This is a genomic window from Dysosmobacter welbionis, assembly GCF_005121165.3.
In the GTDB taxonomy this organism is placed as follows: Bacteria; Bacillota; Clostridia; order Oscillospirales; family Oscillospiraceae; genus Oscillibacter; species Oscillibacter welbionis.
This window is the reverse complement of the sequence record NZ_CP034413.3, coordinates 3,245,610-3,260,367: the sequence shown is the minus strand read 5'-3', so window position 1 is coordinate 3,260,367 and position 14,758 is coordinate 3,245,610. Positions and strand designations below refer to the sequence as shown.

Genomic DNA, 14,758 nt, shown 5'->3' with positions numbered 1-14,758 from the left:
CGCCGATTCTAAACAGGAACAAAGCCCCCCCACCTATTTCTGCATTTCTGAAAAGGTATTCATTAAAGTTCCCTGGCAATAGTCACCAAGTCTAAATACATATTTCCGGGTGTGCTGGAAGCCGACGCACCGATGCAGTGGTGCACCTGCCCTCCCTGCGTTCTGGTCTGCATCCAAAGCACCTTATCGCTCCAGTGTGCCCTGGCCAGCGGATGATCTGCCGGAAGCCGTTCCGGTCCGGCAGTCAGTTTCAGGCTGCCATCCGGATTCTGGACAGCCCGGCCAACCATGCACCAAACCTCGCCCCTGGACTTCGCGTCTATCATATCTGCCTGTGTCAGGCCGCAGATACCTTGGATCGCCACATCCGCAAGCGTATATGCCTGGTCCCAATAGGTATTGGCCTGGATAACTGTTTTCATGGCCGTATCCCATCCATCGAGATCCATGGAGGGATCTGGCTCCAAAAATCCGCCTGCCTTCGCCCCCTGCACAGCCATATCAAAGGACTGTCCCTGCCCCATCGCATCAAAAACGTACATACAAGACGCGTTGAAAATCCCGCCGAACTCCAGCAGCTCTCCACAACGTCCCAACAGTTTACCCATCTCCAGAGTAGGCAGTCCTGCGCTGGCCGCTGTTCCATAGCGAATTTGGAGCCCCTGTTGTGCCGCCAAGGAAAACAGTTCTTTCCAATGAAGGGCAAGCGGCGCTTTATTTGCGGTCACCACATGCATTCCCCGTTCCAAAGCCCTTCGGATGTTAGAAGTCCCCGGCTCCCCAGTGGGCAGATATGGCGGCAATCCATCTAAATAGACATCCGCGCTGCACTGCTCGATCATCTCCAATGCCGTAAGGCCCTGAATACCCAAGCCGGGGATATCTGCCAAAGTTCCCCTGTTTTTGGCTTCCGATAACGTCACACTGGAAATTCCATTCGGTGCAATCACTCCACCTCTACTGTCCACTGCGCCAACAATTCGAAAATGGAGCCCGTATACATTCTCCATCCTCTCCCGTTCGCTAGTCAGAAGATCGACCATCGGCCTGGCAGCATTTCCCATTCCGCCAATGAGTATGCGAATTTCTTTCATAGCTGTTTCCCCCACTCTTTTCAATCTCAAATCTATTATAATCCTTGGTCTCTTGAGTGATGCAACACATTCTATTTTCTATTCAAGCAACATAATTCATACCGTTCATTCCATCACGCGCTATTCCCGTGCACGGGAATAGCGCGCTATTTTTATTGCTATCATAGAGAAAACACCATTTAAGGTATTACTCATTGATAGCAGGTAGAGAGATGAAGGACGAATATTCACAAATTATTGTCAAACGGATTTTGGAGCTATGTAGGCAACGTGACTTCACAATATATCAGTTGTCTGCCATGAGTGGTATCAGCTACTCAACACTTGATAATCTCATAAATCACAAGACATTCAATCCAAAAATAAAGACGCTTCACAAGATCGCATCTGCATTCAGTCTTACGTTATCTGAATTTTTTGACTATCCAGAACTGGAAGAATTTTCATTTGAAGATACGCATAGTGATTAAGTGAGCAGCCTGTACAGGTGCTGGCGTTCATATATTTTTGTTAGCATTGTATTATAATATCCGGTAAATGTCAACCTAATTTGACTAATATTTACATATCTTCACATCATATAACAACTATGCTGGAGGATTACAATGCATACAGGGTGACCGTATGTCGGCAGATGGAGTTTTTGATTTTGGATTAAGGTTACGTCGTCTTCGGAAAGATCGCGGGATGTCGCGTGCATCTTTGGCAAAACGGCTCGACGTGAGCAAAGAAACTGTATATCGTTATGAAGACAATTTGCAGGATCCCGCACTAAACCGTATGAAGAGGAACAACGGACTACGCTCAACGAGTTTATACGGGTGTTTGTTCATAACTGATTCAGGTGTTTAAGGAAGAGAATGATGGGCCGGCGTTCCATCGAATGGAACGCCGCTTTTAATAATTTACAGTGGATATTGAAACACAGAAGATAGATCCTCACTTTACCTTCTTGTCCCCCTCCCCTTCGCCTGTGACTTTTCCTCCACTATTTTCTCATACCTGTCTACCTGTTTTTTGTATTTGATGCTTACGTTCAGGCATCTCAACGCACCGCATCCAACCATGCCTTCAGCTCTATCAAGTTCGGAACAAAGCCTTCCAGTCGTTTTTTTCCTGATAAAATGGTAGGCACCATGTGAATACCCAGCAAATCCCGGGACAGGCGGGATTGCCGGCGGACGGTCTCTGTATAAGTCCCTGCCACCAAGGCTGCGCGGAAGTCCTGCCCTGACAGACCGCAGTTCTCTGCCAGTTCCGTCAGCACAGACAAATCTCCAATATCCCGCTCATCTACAAAATAGGCTTGAAACACCGCTTTATAGAAGGACTCTCCTCTGTCCCGTTCCCCAGCAAAGCACCAGCCCTGGAAAGCCAGGTCCGTGTATGGCCGGGGAATCACCCGGGGCGGCAGACACATCTCTACCCCTGAGCCTGACAGACGGGCCCCAGGGTCTCAGCGTATCGTACTCGTCGGACGGGATCGTTCCATACGTCTATCCGGGGCGCTGGCGGTTCTGTCAATTGGTAGGGCACATGGATAATCTCCAGCTGTTCCCCCAGCCGGTCCAGAAGTGTCTCCAGCCAGTAACAGTAGGGACAGACGAAATCAGAAACGATAATCAGCTTCAGTGCCATGTCTCTCCCTCCTCTCAAAATTGCGGAAAGCCGGTTTGCTTCAGTCCCGGTTCAATACCAGATCCGCCGTGATTTCTGTCACTGCGACCATCTCCTGAACAGAAGTGTATCCCCTGACAGGAGCGGCGACAGTGCATGGCGGAGGGCATCACGATGCCCGTGATACCATTGGCTACCGGCAATCTGTTATCGCTACCGCCGAAGGTGGTGACCGTCCAGGTCTCATACCCCCTGGCCCGGCAGGCCCGGAAGTACCGCTGGTGGGAGCCGCTGCGAATCTCCTCTCGGATCTGGCCCCGGTCCAGGACGATATTGGTGGCTGCAATGGCGCTGGCGCCCGCCTCCGGTGAAAAGCCCGCATAGGAGGCCCGGCCCAAAATCTCCGCCGCGTCGTCCTCTTCCACCATCAGGCCCAGGGCGCAGAGGCGGCTGGTCAGCCATCTGCCGTTCCCCGTAGGAGGGGCTGTCGTCGTCCACCTGGGTCGCAAAGGTCTCCTCCAGGCGGTCCGGCTGAATGCGCACAGCCGTATCCTCCCCCGCCCTCACAGATATTTTCGGATTAGTGCCGGCGTCACCGCCGCGCCAAAGCAGCCCACCGCCGTGGTGGACTTACCCGCGAAGATGTTCCCCAGCCGCACACAGCGGTCCAGGGGCTCCTCCGTCAGCAAGCCGTAAATGATGCCGGTGAGGAAGTTGTCTCCGGCGCCGGTAGTATCCACCGCCCGGAATTCATCGATGGCCGATACATAGCGGATGGAACCGTCGTGCCAGTATGCGCAGCCACCCTTGCCCAGCGTCACCACCGGGTGAGGCGTGTAGCCCGCCAGAAAGCGGACAGCTTCCTCCAGGTCATCTGTGCCGGCCAGCTTCCGTGCCTCCTTGTCATTGGGTGTGTAGACATCGATATAGGGCAGGAACGCCTTGATGCCGTCAATGGACAGGTCATCGCTCCAGCCGCTGTCGTAGACTACCTTCACTCCCTCCTCATGAAGGCGGCGGGTCACCTCCGGCTGCCCCACCGGGGCAAACACCACCTTGGCGTCCCGCAGGAAGCCATAGACGGTCTCCGGATCCAAAATGCTCTCATAGACGCCCTCATTGTGGGCCAGAAATCCCCGGTCGTGTTCCCAAGAGAACACGCTGGTCACTACCACCGGGTCCGGGTTGTCCTGGGCGAACTCGTCGTAGCTGGAGAAGCCCCGCTGGTCCAGCAGGCGGCGGCACAGGTTGCTCACATCGTCCTGCCCCAGAAACGTCCCCAGCCGGACCCGGAAGCCCAGTTGCTCCAGCACGATGGGGCAGACGATGGGGCCTCCCCCCAACTGCATGGTGAATCGCTTTGCAAAGGCCTCCTCCCCGGGCTGGGGCATCCGGTCAAAGCCTTGGAAGATCAAGTCCAGATTCATTTGTGCAAAGGTCTTGAAATCGTACATACACTCTCTCCGATCCGTCTTTAAGGCGTCTCGTTCATGTGGATAAATTCCGCGTATTTGTCAAAGAAGATATCCGTCAACGTCTCCGCCAGCTCGAAGTCGTTCACCAGCGGATGCAGGGCCAGGCCTTTGACGGCCGCATCCCGGTCATCTTCCAAGATGGCCTGGATGGTGCACCGCTCAAAGTACTTCAGCCGCTTGATCTGCTGAAGCTGAAACTCGTCGATGGCACCAATGCGGACGGGATGGGCGCCGTCGGAGCGGATATCGCAGGTGATCTCCACCACATCGTCGTCCCGCAGACCGTCGATGGCCCCGTTGTTTGGAACGGACAGCACCATCCGGCAGTTCTCCCCATCGGTGATGGCCCGGATGAACCGCAAGGCCACCGCTGCGTAGCCGCCCTCATCCGGGGCGGTGAGGAACTCCTCCACCGTGGGCGGATTCCACACCTTTTCCCGGCAGGCTCCGCTCTCCACAGAGAAATAGGCGTTTTCCCGCTTGCCGTAGGCGGTCATATACAGGCTGAACGCCTGCTCGAAATCCCGGGGCAGCTCCAGTCGGGCCAGCTGTTCCTCCAGCTCGCGGTTGATGAGGTAGATCATCTCTCCCCGGGGATGATCCGCCTTCTGGATCATGGACAGAGACTTCACCCGCCGGTAGTAGAAGTACAGATACTCGTTGAGCATGCAGTCTCCGCTGATCCGGGCCATCTCCCGGGTAAAGAGCCGCATCTCCGAATGCTCATAGGTCCGGGGATTGTCCAGCAGCTCCCGCTGCACGTCCCGGCCGTTGACTTTGGCATTGCGGAACCAGGACAGGTGGTTCAGGCCGTAGCACTCGATATCCAGCGTGCCGTAGGGGATCTCCAGAATCTCCTCCAGCTGCTTGATGAAGCCGCTGGGGGCGTCGCAGATTCCGTACACGTTGTCGAACCCTTTGGACCGCAGGGCTTGGGTGATGATCCCGCTGGGATTGGTAAAGTTGAAAATCAGATGGCCGGGGTTGGCCACCTCCCGGGCCAGGGTGCAGTAGTACACCAGGGTGGGCACGGACCGGATGGCCATGGCGAAGCCTCCGGCACCCGTGGTCTCCTGTCCCAGTACGCCGTGGGCCAGGCAGGTCTGCTCATCAAACAGCCGCCCGGCGTCCCCGCCGGCCCGGATGGTGGTGATGATGTAGTCCACTCCCGTCAGGGCGGCCCGGGCGTCGGAGGTGACCTCAAAGGTCAGGTCCGGGTCCAGCCGACGGGACAGCTCCCGGGAGATCTCCCCGTAAGTCTTCAGCTTCTGCTGGTCGTTGTCAAGCAGGACAATGTGGTCCACCCGGATGTCCCGGGTGCTCTTCACGAGAGATTTGGTCAAAAACGCGGAGCGGGCACCGGCCCCGCCGATCACACACAGTTTCACGAATAGTCCTCTCTTCTGCCGTTACCGGAATTTGCCGATCTCCGCCTTCAGATAGTCGATGGTGTCGGAGATCATCTGGCGGTTCTCTCCCGCGGGGATGCGGTCATACAGGGTGTCGGCATATTCCAGCACCATGTCCACGTTGATCTTCTTGTCCATCCGGCGGATGAACTTGTGGTAGTTGTTGAAATAGATGTCCCGCAGGGTCTTCTCCGGCAGGTCCAGGCCCACGCAGTTCTCCTCAAAGGCAACGAAGGGCTCGTCAGTCTCCATCACCCGGCGCAGGCAGGTGACGGTCTCCCTCCAGTGGTCGGAGAAGGTGTCCGTGCCGAAGAGGATCTTGTGGGAGTACTCCGAGAAGAAGCTGCGCCAGTACTCCCGGTCCTTGGCAAAGTTCTCAAACATCTCCCATCCCGGAGTGATGTCAAAGAACAGGTTGGGATAGCGGTCCAGCATCTCGCAGCACAGGCCCGGCTGGTCGGAGATGAAGAAGAAGTGCGGGATGCACAGGTTCAGATTCGGATGCTTGCGCAGGAAGCCGAAAGTCTCCTCATCGATCTCGAACTTGTGGGGGAAAGTTCCGTCGCCGTAGAAGAAGTTCTTCTCCACCGCCCACTGGGGCAGCCGATCCCGATACCAGAACTCGATGGGGTCGTTGATGTGATACAGGATAGGGAATTGGGTCCGCTGGGCGTAGTCGAACATTTTGTCGTAGTTGGGGGCGTCCAGCCGCAGATTTTGCCGACGGCGCACGCCGGGCTTGCCATCCAGCATCTTGATACCGTCGAAGCCCGCTTGGTCGAACCACTGGATCTGCCGCAACAGGTCATCCGCGTCCGGCACCACGTCCCCATTGTAGTGGAAGGAACCGAACGCCTGGCAGCGGCCGCCCTCCTTCAGCTTCATCAGGGCGCACAGCAGATTCTGGGCCAGAGCGAAGGGACTGTCGATGACCGTACAGGCCAGGAACGTCCAGTTGGTATATCCGCACTCATCCACCATGGCGATGCACTCGTCGATGTCCTTGGGGTCGAACAGGTGGATGTGGACATCATTGATCGGGTACCGGTAAAACATACGCTCACTTCCCTTTCTTTTTTCGCAGTTTGTCTCAGCCTTTGATGCCGCTGTGGGCAATGCCCTGTACAAACTGCCGCTGGAAAATCACAAACAGTACGATCAGAGGCAGCACAGCGATGACGCCGCCGGCCATGACCTGCTCATAATACGTCGTATGTTCGCCGATCAGCATGGCAAGGCCCGCTGCCAGCGTCATCTTGTCCGCCTGGGAGTTGTTGATCAGGGGCCACATCAGGTCCTTCCAGGTGTTCAGCATGCCCAGGATGGCCAGCGTGGTCAGCCCCGGCTTCACCAGGGGCAGCAGCACATTCCAGTAGGTCCGGAAGTAGCTGCACCCGTCGATGCGGGCCGCCTCGTCCAGCTCCCGCGGCAAAGTGGAGAAAAACTGCCGCATCAGGAACACGCCGAAGATATTGAACAGTCCCGGCAGCACCAGGCCCACCAGGGTGTTGGTCAGGCCCAGATTCACCATCAGCTTGAAGCGGGGGATGATGAAGATCTGACCGGGCACCATCATCAGTGCCAGCATCCCCATAAAGAGGACGTTCTTGCCCGGGAAATTCAGCCGGTCAAAGGCATAGGCGCAGATCGTGACGATCAGGATCTGGCCCACGATCATCATGATCGTCACCAGAATGGTGTTCAGATACAGCTGGGGAAAATTCAGCTTATCGGAGACGATGCTGAAATTCACCCATTGGGGAATCTCCGGCAGGAACTTCATGGGGATCTGAATGGTCTCCTCGTACGTCTTGATGGATGTGAGAAACATCCAGACGAAGGGGCCAAAGGCCAGGAACGACGCAAAGATCAGCACCACATGAGTGGTGAAGCGCGAAAGCCTGCTCTCGTCGTTCAGGCGGTCTCTTTTCTGTTTCATATGGCTGCCTCCCCCGCTCACTCGCCAGATCTGACCCAGTACTTCTTGCCGACCATCTGGATCATGGTGATCACCATGATGATGGCAGCCAGCACCACGGAGATGGCCGCCCGTATCCCCGCATGCTGCTCTTATTGAAGGCGCACTCGTAGAAGTACGTCACCAGACTCATGCTGTAGGTGTACGACAGCGTCTGCCGGTCCACCATCAGGTAGATGAAATCGAAGATCTGCAGAATGCCGATCGTCACCATGATGACGGAGAAAAAGATCATGGGGGTCAGCATGGGCAGAGTGATCTTAAAAAACACCTGACGGCTGCTGGCGCCGTCCAGACGGGCAGCCTCATAATAGGAGCTGTCAATGCCCTGCATAGCTGCCAGCATGATGATAACATAGTAGCTGACCATGGACCAGACCACCACCAGGATGATTGCCCATCGAACATATTTTACATCACCCAGCCAAGAGATCCGGGAAAAGCCCAGCTTCTCCAAGATCCAGTTGAAGATGCCGTACTGATAGTTGAGAATCCACCGCCACAAGATACCGATCGCTGCCGGGATGGTAATTGCCGGGATAAACAGCAGAGTCCGGTAGATCGTGCGGCCCCGGATCTTCTTGTTGATCTGATGGGCCAGAAAGATGGAGAAGATGATGACCAGCGGCACGCCCACCACGGCATAGAACACCGTGTTCTGCAGCGCCAGCCAGAAGGTGTCGTCCTTCAGCAGGTCCTGATAGTTCTTCAGGCCGATGAAGGTCCCTCCCCGAAGGTCCCCATCTTCCGAAAGCTGTAGAGGATATTCTGAATGAAGGGAATGATACTGAACAGCAGCAGTCCCGCAAACATGGGCAGGATGAAGATGTACGCAGTGCACATCTCCGCGCGTCTGAGCCTGCCGAAATGCCGTGCCTGATTTTTCATGGGCGTTCCTCCTGTTTCCCCGTATCGTCTCTCGGGAGGCCCTGGGCGCAAAACCGCGTTCTGAATCGGAGCGCGCTTTTGGGCCCACGGACTCCCCCTGTCCGCGGCGGCCCCGGAGGGGGCCGCCGCAAGACGGAAGGTCACGTTTTCGCCGGGTCGTCTCTGTCTCTGCCGGGCTCAGCCAAAGACCTCGTCCAGAATGGCCTGTGCCTCCGCAACCCCCTCATCCATAGCCTCGTCCACAGTCTTCACCTGACCGAATGCCTCCTGCATGGCGTCATCCACGATGGTGGTCCAGTCAAAATTGCCGTTGGAGGGATAGGCAAAGCCGTTGGCGGATGCGTCCATAAATACCTGCGCGTTGATATTTTTAAAGTTGGCCACATACCCCTCCTGTGCGGACAGGTACGCCGGGATGTCGATGCCCTCTTCCGCCTCGTGGCTCATGGCCTCTTCGCCGGTGATGTACTTCATCAACTCCCAGGCGGCTTCCTTGTTCTCGCAGTTGGCAGACATAACATAGCCCAGACCGCCCATGTTGGTCTTGTTGTCCACAGCCATGGAGGGCATCTGGATCAGCTGGACATTGCCGTCTGCCGCCAGAGAGCTGTCCTCCAGCACGCCGGACTTCCAGGAGCCGATGAAGACGATGGCCGCCTGGCCGGAGATGAAGAGGTCGGTGCCCTTGGTCTCCGTCAGCACGGAGTAGGGAGCCATCTGCTCATCGTTCATCAGGTCCACTACCTGTTGGATGGCGTCCTTGGACTCCGGCAGGGCGATGCCGCATGTCTTGCCGTCATCGCTGAGGTAGTTGCCGCCGTTCTGATACAGGAAGTTCATCCAGGACGGCTGGGCGTCCAGCTCCATGACGATGGGGTACTCGCTGCCTCCGGCGGCCGCGATGGCGTCCCGCAGCTGGGTGGCGATGTCCCGCATGTCATCCCAGGTCCAGCCCTCCTGGGGCAGCTCCACACCGTAGCGGTCAAACAGCTCGGTGTTCAGGGCCACCGCCACAGCATCCAGCCCCTTGGGCAGGGCGTACTGCTGGCCGTTCACATTGTAGGCGTTCACACGCCCTTCGGCATAGACGCTCATATCAAAGCTCTCGCCCTCAATGTAGCTGTCCAGAGGCTCCAGAACCCCGGCGTCCACATATTTCTGGACGTAGGTGTTCATCCAGAACACATCCGGGGCCTCATTGGTCTCCAGAGAGGCATCCAGCTTGGTCCAGTAGGTGTCCCAGGGGATCTGCTCGATGTTGACTTTGATCTCTCCCTCGTGAGCAGCGTTAAAAGCGTCCACATTTTCCTGGATCACCGGCAGCTGGGCCTCATCCCACAGGGACAGGGTCAGGCTGACGGGACCGTCGGAGCTTTCGCCGCTGCCGCCGCAACCGGTGAGAGCTGTTGCGGAAAGGAGCAGCGTCAGTGCCAGGAGCAATGCTGTAATCTTCTTTTTCATACCGATTCTCCTTTTGTTGATTCGTTTCCTTAAACACCCCATTCCGAGGGATCAAACAGATTTTGGCACCGGATCGCTGAGCCGGCGGCAGCTCTGCCGCTCCACAATGGAGTGAGGCAGCAGAATCTCCGAGTGGATCGACTTCGGCGGCTGGCGGAACAACTCTAGAGATTTCTCGATGAACACATCGATGGGTTGATGGATGGTGGTCAGCGCCGGACGGATCCGGGTTGCGATGGTCAGGTCGTCATAGCCCAGGACCGATATATCCTCAGGCACCCGCAGCCCCGCGTCGTACAGGGCCGCCATGACGCCCACCGCCAGCTCATCGCTGAAGGCGAATGCCGCGGTGAATTGCTTTTTCTCCCGCAGGGCTGTGGCCATGGCTTGGTAGCCGGCCTCGAAGGTGACGCCGCCCCGGAGTACCAGGGACTCCGGGAATTCCAGTCCCCGCTCCTCCATCGCCTTGCGGCTGCCGGTGATCCGCTGGAACCCAGCGCCGATCTTCTGCTCGTCGTCCGAGAGGAAGAGAATCTCCCGGTGGCCCAGATCCAGCAGGTAATTGGTACCCTCATAGGCGGCGGCGATGTCATTTACATGGACTCGGTCGGACTGGTGGTCCAGGGCCACGCCGCCGCACATCACCGTCCGCAGGCCGCAGCTTTGGAGATACTGCAGGATGCCGCTGTCGATCTCCTCCTCAAAGTAGATCACGCCAACGGGATGCATCCGGCTCACGAAGTTCCGCACTGTCTCCGGCGACTGGGGGTTATAGCGCAGCAGCATGAAGGTGTATTCGCTCTGCGGCTCCTGCTCCAGCAGCTCCGCCAAGGTGCGCCCGTAGAAGTCAAACCGCAGATGGGTTAGCAGGATCAGGATGATCTGCTTGCGGGGCCGCCGGACCACCGGACTTCCGCCCAAGGAGAACAGGGCGCTCTCCACCTTGCTGGCAATCTCAGAGCTGACGTCCTCAGATCCGTTAATATAGCGAGAGACGGAGGCCGGTGACACACCGGCTTCCTCCGCGATTTTCCGGACGGTGATCTTCATAGAGCCCTTCCTCACATTTTATTTCTGAAACAAATTTTTTTGCTAGTACTATCCTGTGATTGGTTTTGTTTTTTATCTGTTTTTTTCCTGTAAAAAGATTATAACTTTTCCTCAAAAGCCTGTCAATATTACGAATCTCCCAGTTTTTTATCTCCGTTTCCGAAATATATTTCTGAAACATTTTTGGTTTATTCCATGTTCAACCGATTTCCTCAAAAAAGCAGTCCACTGTTATCGAAAATTTTACGCAAATTTTATCTGTGCAGTTTTCCGTGCTTTTTTTCAAGATCAGCCTCTCTCTTGACATTTATTTTTCTTTCTGCAATACTTGCAGATGATAAATCAATTCTGAGGGGACTTCTCCCAAAGGGAGGAAACATTTTGAAACAAATCACATACAGTCAGCCGGATCAGTCACCGCTTTTCCGCCCCATCTTACGCTTTTCAATCCCCCTGATGCTCACCGGCCTCTTGCAGCTGGCCTATAACACGGCGGATTCCGTAGTGGTAGGCCGCTATGCCGGCAGCACTTCTCTGGCAGCAGTAGGGGCCACTACCTCTATTATCTTTTTGCTGGTGACGCTGTTCAACGGCGTATCCATCGGCACCAACTATCTCACCGCCCGGTACTACGGTGCCGGGGATCAGGAGGCCATCTCCCAGACGGTCCACTGCTCCGCCGTCCTCAGCGTGATCCTGGGGCTGATGGCCGGTGTCGTGGGGATTCTTTTCTCCACACCGCTGCTGGAGCTGGCCGGGGCTCCAATGGATGTGCTGCCGCTCTCCTCTCTTTATTTGAAGATCTACTTTCTTGGCATCCCCGCCCTGGTAGCCTATAACTTCGGCAGTGCCATCCTGCGGGCAGTGGGGGACACATTGTATCCCCTAATCTTCATGATCGTTTCCGGTGCGATGAACGTGGGACTGAACCTGCTATTCGTTATTGTCTTTCATCTGGGTGTGGCAGGTGTGGCTATCGCCACCTCCGTCTCTCAGCTGCTCTCCGCCGTTCTGGTGATCATCCGGCTGTGCACGATCAATTCCATATGCCGTCTGGACCTGCGGAAGATCCGCCTCTACCCCGACAAAGCCGCGCTCATGTTGAAGATCGGCCTCTCCGCCGGCATCCAGGGCATCATCTTCTCCATCGCCAACGTGATGATCCAGTCTGCCGTAAACTCTTTCGGCTCCGCCGTCATCGCAGGGAACTCCGCCGCCTCCGGGCTGGAGAACTTTATCCACACCGCCCAGAACACCTTCTATCAGGCTACTATCACCTTCACCAGCCAGAGCCTGGGGGCCAAACGGCCTCGGCAGGCGGTCCAGGTCTTTTGGATCTGCATGGGACTGACGGTGGGCCTGGGTCTGGTGATGTGCGTGCTGCTGCGGCTCTTCCAGCCCCAGCTGCTGGGCATCTACGTCAAGCCCGCGGATGACGCCTATGAGGCCGTGATGGCCGCCGGTGTGACCCGGGTCCTGGCTATCAGTCAGTTCCAGTGGATAGGCGGCATGATGGAAACCGCCTGCGGCTCCATCCGCGGCTTGGGCAAAACCATCAACCCCACCGTCACCACACTGATCGGTGCCTGTGGACTGCGGGTCATCTGGCTGTATACCATCTTCAAAGCTGTGGGGACCATCGAGAGCCTGTACTGGTCCTATCCCGTCTCCTGGACGCTAACCTTGGTCATCCACATCGTTTTCCTGCTGATCTACAAGCGCCAGCTGGAAGCCCTACAGAAAGGAGAAAACGCCTGTGCGCCACCTGTTTGATCTGGACTCCCCTGTGATGTCCGCCCTGTCCACCCTGCTGGACTTCTTCGTCCTCAGCATCCTCACTCTGCTCTGCTCCCTGCCAGTGGTCACCGCCGGGGCCTCCTGGTGCGCGCTATATAGCTCCATGGTAGACATGGTGGCCGGTGCCCCGATGCATATCCGGGGGTACTTTTCCCACTTCCGGCAGCTCTTCAAGCCCGCCACGAAATGTTGGGTGGCCATCCTGGCTTTGGCGTATCTGTTCTATCTGGACTTCCAGGCCATCGGCAGTCTGCCCCCTTCTGTCCAACTCTTCTTCTGGGGAGGCGTGCTGTTTCTGGTGTTCTGCCTGCTGATGGCCTTGGCCTTCCTGCCGCCGGTAATCAACGCCAATCCCTCCCTTCGCTTCCTGCAGCTGTGGAAGGCGGCCCTAGTCCAAGGCATTGGGCGGCTGCCCCGGTCTCTGGCAATTTTGGCAGTGCTGGTCATCCCTGCTGTAGTGCTGTTCTTCTCTCCCCGGTGGTTCTGGCTGCTGATTTTCGTGTGGTCTTTCTTGTGGCCAGCAGCAGCGGGCTACCTGTGGGCCCGACTTACGGTTCGGCTATTCGGGCCTCTGGTCAATTGATCAATAAAGGCCGACGGTTGACCTTCTCCAAAACGCTGAAGCCCGCAAGTCTATGCCAAAATGGCGTAGGCCGCACCCCTATTTCTATTCATTCGTTTTTTGAGCAAGGTGACATTCCCACCTCTTTACCATGCAGGAAGAGAATCGCTGTTGCACCCTTGGCAGCCGCTATCTTCACAAGGAAATAGATGACGTATCTTTTATGCGGCCAGGGAGAGTGTCACTTCGGAACTGCTGGCTGATACTATTTGGACACTGCCGAAGGAAGAATATAACAGAATCCCCCTGTATACGAAGATCCAACATCGAGTCTTATTCTGACGGCCTGTTTCGAGCGGAGGCTGTCATTCTCAAGCATTTCCGATCCCGTGTAGAACGGGCGTATCCCAGTTCATCTCAGGTACAATCCGGTGCTAGGGTGCTGATTCTAGTGAATCGGGGATACTTCGCATTGGAGGAGCACATCGGCATAGCTGCATCGGCAACATAGCAGCTGCCGGAAATAGTCTGTGACATACGACAGGAGGGATTTCATTGAAGATTATTTGTGCGAAAGACTACAGTGACTTGAGTCGCAAGGCCGCCAACATCATCTCCGCCCAAGTTATTCTGAAGCCGGAGAGTGTGCTGGGCCTGGCTACGGGTTCCTCACCGCTGGGGGTCTACCGCCAGTTGATTCTCTGGTACGAAAAAGGAGATCTGGACTTTGCGGAGGCAACCTCGGTGAATCTGGACGAGTACCGGGGGCTGTCGGCAAACAATACGCAGAGCTATCACTACTTCATGCATAAGAACTTCTTCGACTACATCAATATTGCTCCCGACCATATCCATATTCCCGATGGCATGGCTGCGGATCCGGATGCGGAGTGCCGCCGGTACGACCGTCTGATTGCGGATTTGGGCGGTATCGACCTGCAGCTTCTGGGGATTGGCCGTAATGCCCATATCGGTTTCAACGAACCGGACGATCACTTCTCCAAATACACTCACCAGGTTGACCTGACGGAAAGCACCATCGCCGCGAACACCCGCTTCTTCGAGCGGGAGGAGGACGTTCCCCGGCAAGCCATCTCCATGGGGATGCAAGCCATTACCCAAGCCAGAAAGATCCTTCTGATCGCCAGCGGTGCCGATAAGGCCGACGCCATTTACGCCAGCTGTTTTGGACCGGTGACTCCCGGAATACCAGCTTCCATTCTCCAGCTCCATCAGGATGTTACGGTCATTGCCGACAAAGACGCCCTCTCCAAATGCCCGCAGCAAGCTTGGGCGCAGAAAGCCCCGAGCAAAGAAATCCACACTGGGTTTCTTTTCAGATAAGCAGCAAGGTATTTCTCCAAATTGTCTGTCCCTGTCCACCAGCTTCAGCTCTGCTTGTTATCTTCGAACCCTAGTGATTGCCC

16 protein-coding genes are annotated in these 14,758 nt (G+C 56.1%); 5 read left to right on the top strand and 11 right to left on the bottom strand.

The window, feature by feature from the left end:
• Nucleotides 1-62: 62 nt before the first annotated feature.
• The gene (locus EIO64_RS16980; RefSeq protein ID WP_119310843.1) at nucleotides 63-1,094 is read right to left on the bottom strand and encodes a hypothetical protein; all 1,032 of its coding nucleotides are present in this window, start codon (nucleotides 1,092-1,094) and stop codon (nucleotides 63-65) included.
• Nucleotides 1,095-1,306: 212 nt separating this feature from the next.
• Between EIO64_RS16980 and EIO64_RS16975 the strand changes: the two genes are divergently transcribed.
• On the top strand, nucleotides 1,307-1,564 hold the full coding sequence (locus tag EIO64_RS16975) for a helix-turn-helix domain-containing protein (protein WP_025544623.1): 258 nt from the start codon (nucleotides 1,307-1,309) through the stop codon (nucleotides 1,562-1,564).
• A gap of 154 nt (nucleotides 1,565-1,718) precedes the next feature.
• Nucleotides 1,719-1,946 carry a helix-turn-helix domain-containing protein gene (locus EIO64_RS19315; RefSeq protein ID WP_081692158.1) on the top strand — a complete coding sequence of 76 codons (228 nt, stop codon included), beginning with the start codon at nucleotides 1,719-1,721 and terminating at the stop codon, nucleotides 1,944-1,946.
• Between the two features lie 193 nt (nucleotides 1,947-2,139).
• Here EIO64_RS19315 and EIO64_RS16970 read toward each other — a convergent pair whose 3' ends face one another.
• The 10 genes from EIO64_RS16970 to EIO64_RS16925 form a co-directional block, all read right to left on the bottom strand.
• On the bottom strand, nucleotides 2,140-2,514 hold the full coding sequence (locus tag EIO64_RS16970) for a DsbA family oxidoreductase (RefSeq protein ID WP_136891667.1): 375 nt from the start codon (nucleotides 2,512-2,514) through the stop codon (nucleotides 2,140-2,142).
• A gap of 2 nt (nucleotides 2,515-2,516) precedes the next feature.
• Nucleotides 2,517-2,732: a hypothetical protein gene (locus tag EIO64_RS16965; protein WP_136891666.1), complete on the bottom strand. Its 216-nt coding sequence runs from the start codon at nucleotides 2,730-2,732 to the stop codon at nucleotides 2,517-2,519.
• A gap of 14 nt (nucleotides 2,733-2,746) precedes the next feature.
• Nucleotides 2,747-3,220 (bottom strand): hypothetical protein, encoded by a 474-nt coding sequence (locus tag EIO64_RS16960; RefSeq protein WP_249390723.1) that lies wholly within the window; start codon nucleotides 3,218-3,220, stop codon nucleotides 2,747-2,749.
• Between the two features lie 54 nt (nucleotides 3,221-3,274).
• Nucleotides 3,275-4,165: a carbohydrate kinase family protein gene (locus EIO64_RS16955; RefSeq protein ID WP_136891665.1), complete on the bottom strand. Its 891-nt coding sequence runs from the start codon at nucleotides 4,163-4,165 to the stop codon at nucleotides 3,275-3,277.
• A 20-nt stretch (nucleotides 4,166-4,185) separates the two neighbouring features.
• Nucleotides 4,186-5,574, bottom strand: coding sequence for a family 4 glycosyl hydrolase (locus EIO64_RS16950; RefSeq protein ID WP_136891664.1), 1,389 nt, complete (start codon nucleotides 5,572-5,574; stop codon nucleotides 4,186-4,188).
• A gap of 21 nt (nucleotides 5,575-5,595) precedes the next feature.
• Entirely contained in the window at nucleotides 5,596-6,651 is a 1,056-nt protein-coding gene (locus tag EIO64_RS16945) for an amidohydrolase family protein (protein ID WP_119310839.1), read from the bottom strand.
• 34 nt (nucleotides 6,652-6,685) lie between these two features.
• Nucleotides 6,686-7,534 (bottom strand): carbohydrate ABC transporter permease, encoded by an 849-nt coding sequence (locus EIO64_RS16940; protein WP_025544629.1) that lies wholly within the window; start codon nucleotides 7,532-7,534, stop codon nucleotides 6,686-6,688.
• Between the two features lie 70 nt (nucleotides 7,535-7,604).
• A complete protein-coding gene (locus EIO64_RS16935) occupies nucleotides 7,605-8,414 on the bottom strand; it encodes a carbohydrate ABC transporter permease (RefSeq protein ID WP_158629829.1) in 810 nt (269 codons plus the stop codon).
• Between the two features lie 224 nt (nucleotides 8,415-8,638).
• Nucleotides 8,639-9,922 (bottom strand): ABC transporter substrate-binding protein, encoded by a 1,284-nt coding sequence (locus EIO64_RS16930; protein WP_158629828.1) that lies wholly within the window; start codon nucleotides 9,920-9,922, stop codon nucleotides 8,639-8,641.
• 51 nt (nucleotides 9,923-9,973) lie between these two features.
• Entirely contained in the window at nucleotides 9,974-10,972 is a 999-nt protein-coding gene (locus EIO64_RS16925) for a LacI family DNA-binding transcriptional regulator (RefSeq protein WP_025544633.1), read from the bottom strand.
• 381 nt (nucleotides 10,973-11,353) lie between these two features.
• Between EIO64_RS16925 and EIO64_RS16920 the strand changes: the two genes are divergently transcribed.
• The 3 genes from EIO64_RS16920 (at nucleotide 11,354) to nagB (ending at nucleotide 14,675) form a co-directional block, all read left to right on the top strand.
• The gene (locus EIO64_RS16920) at nucleotides 11,354-12,745 is read left to right on the top strand and encodes an MATE family efflux transporter (protein ID WP_025544635.1); all 1,392 of its coding nucleotides are present in this window, start codon (nucleotides 11,354-11,356) and stop codon (nucleotides 12,743-12,745) included.
• Nucleotides 12,729-13,352, top strand: coding sequence for a DUF624 domain-containing protein (locus EIO64_RS16915; RefSeq protein WP_119310837.1), 624 nt, complete (start codon nucleotides 12,729-12,731; stop codon nucleotides 13,350-13,352). Before EIO64_RS16920 ends, EIO64_RS16915 begins: the two co-directional genes overlap by 17 nt.
• Nucleotides 13,353-13,886: 534 nt before the next feature.
• Nucleotides 13,887-14,675 carry a glucosamine-6-phosphate deaminase gene (gene nagB / locus EIO64_RS16910; RefSeq protein ID WP_025544637.1) on the top strand — a complete coding sequence of 263 codons (789 nt, stop codon included), beginning with the start codon at nucleotides 13,887-13,889 and terminating at the stop codon, nucleotides 14,673-14,675.
• Nucleotides 14,676-14,758 lie beyond the last annotated feature (83 nt).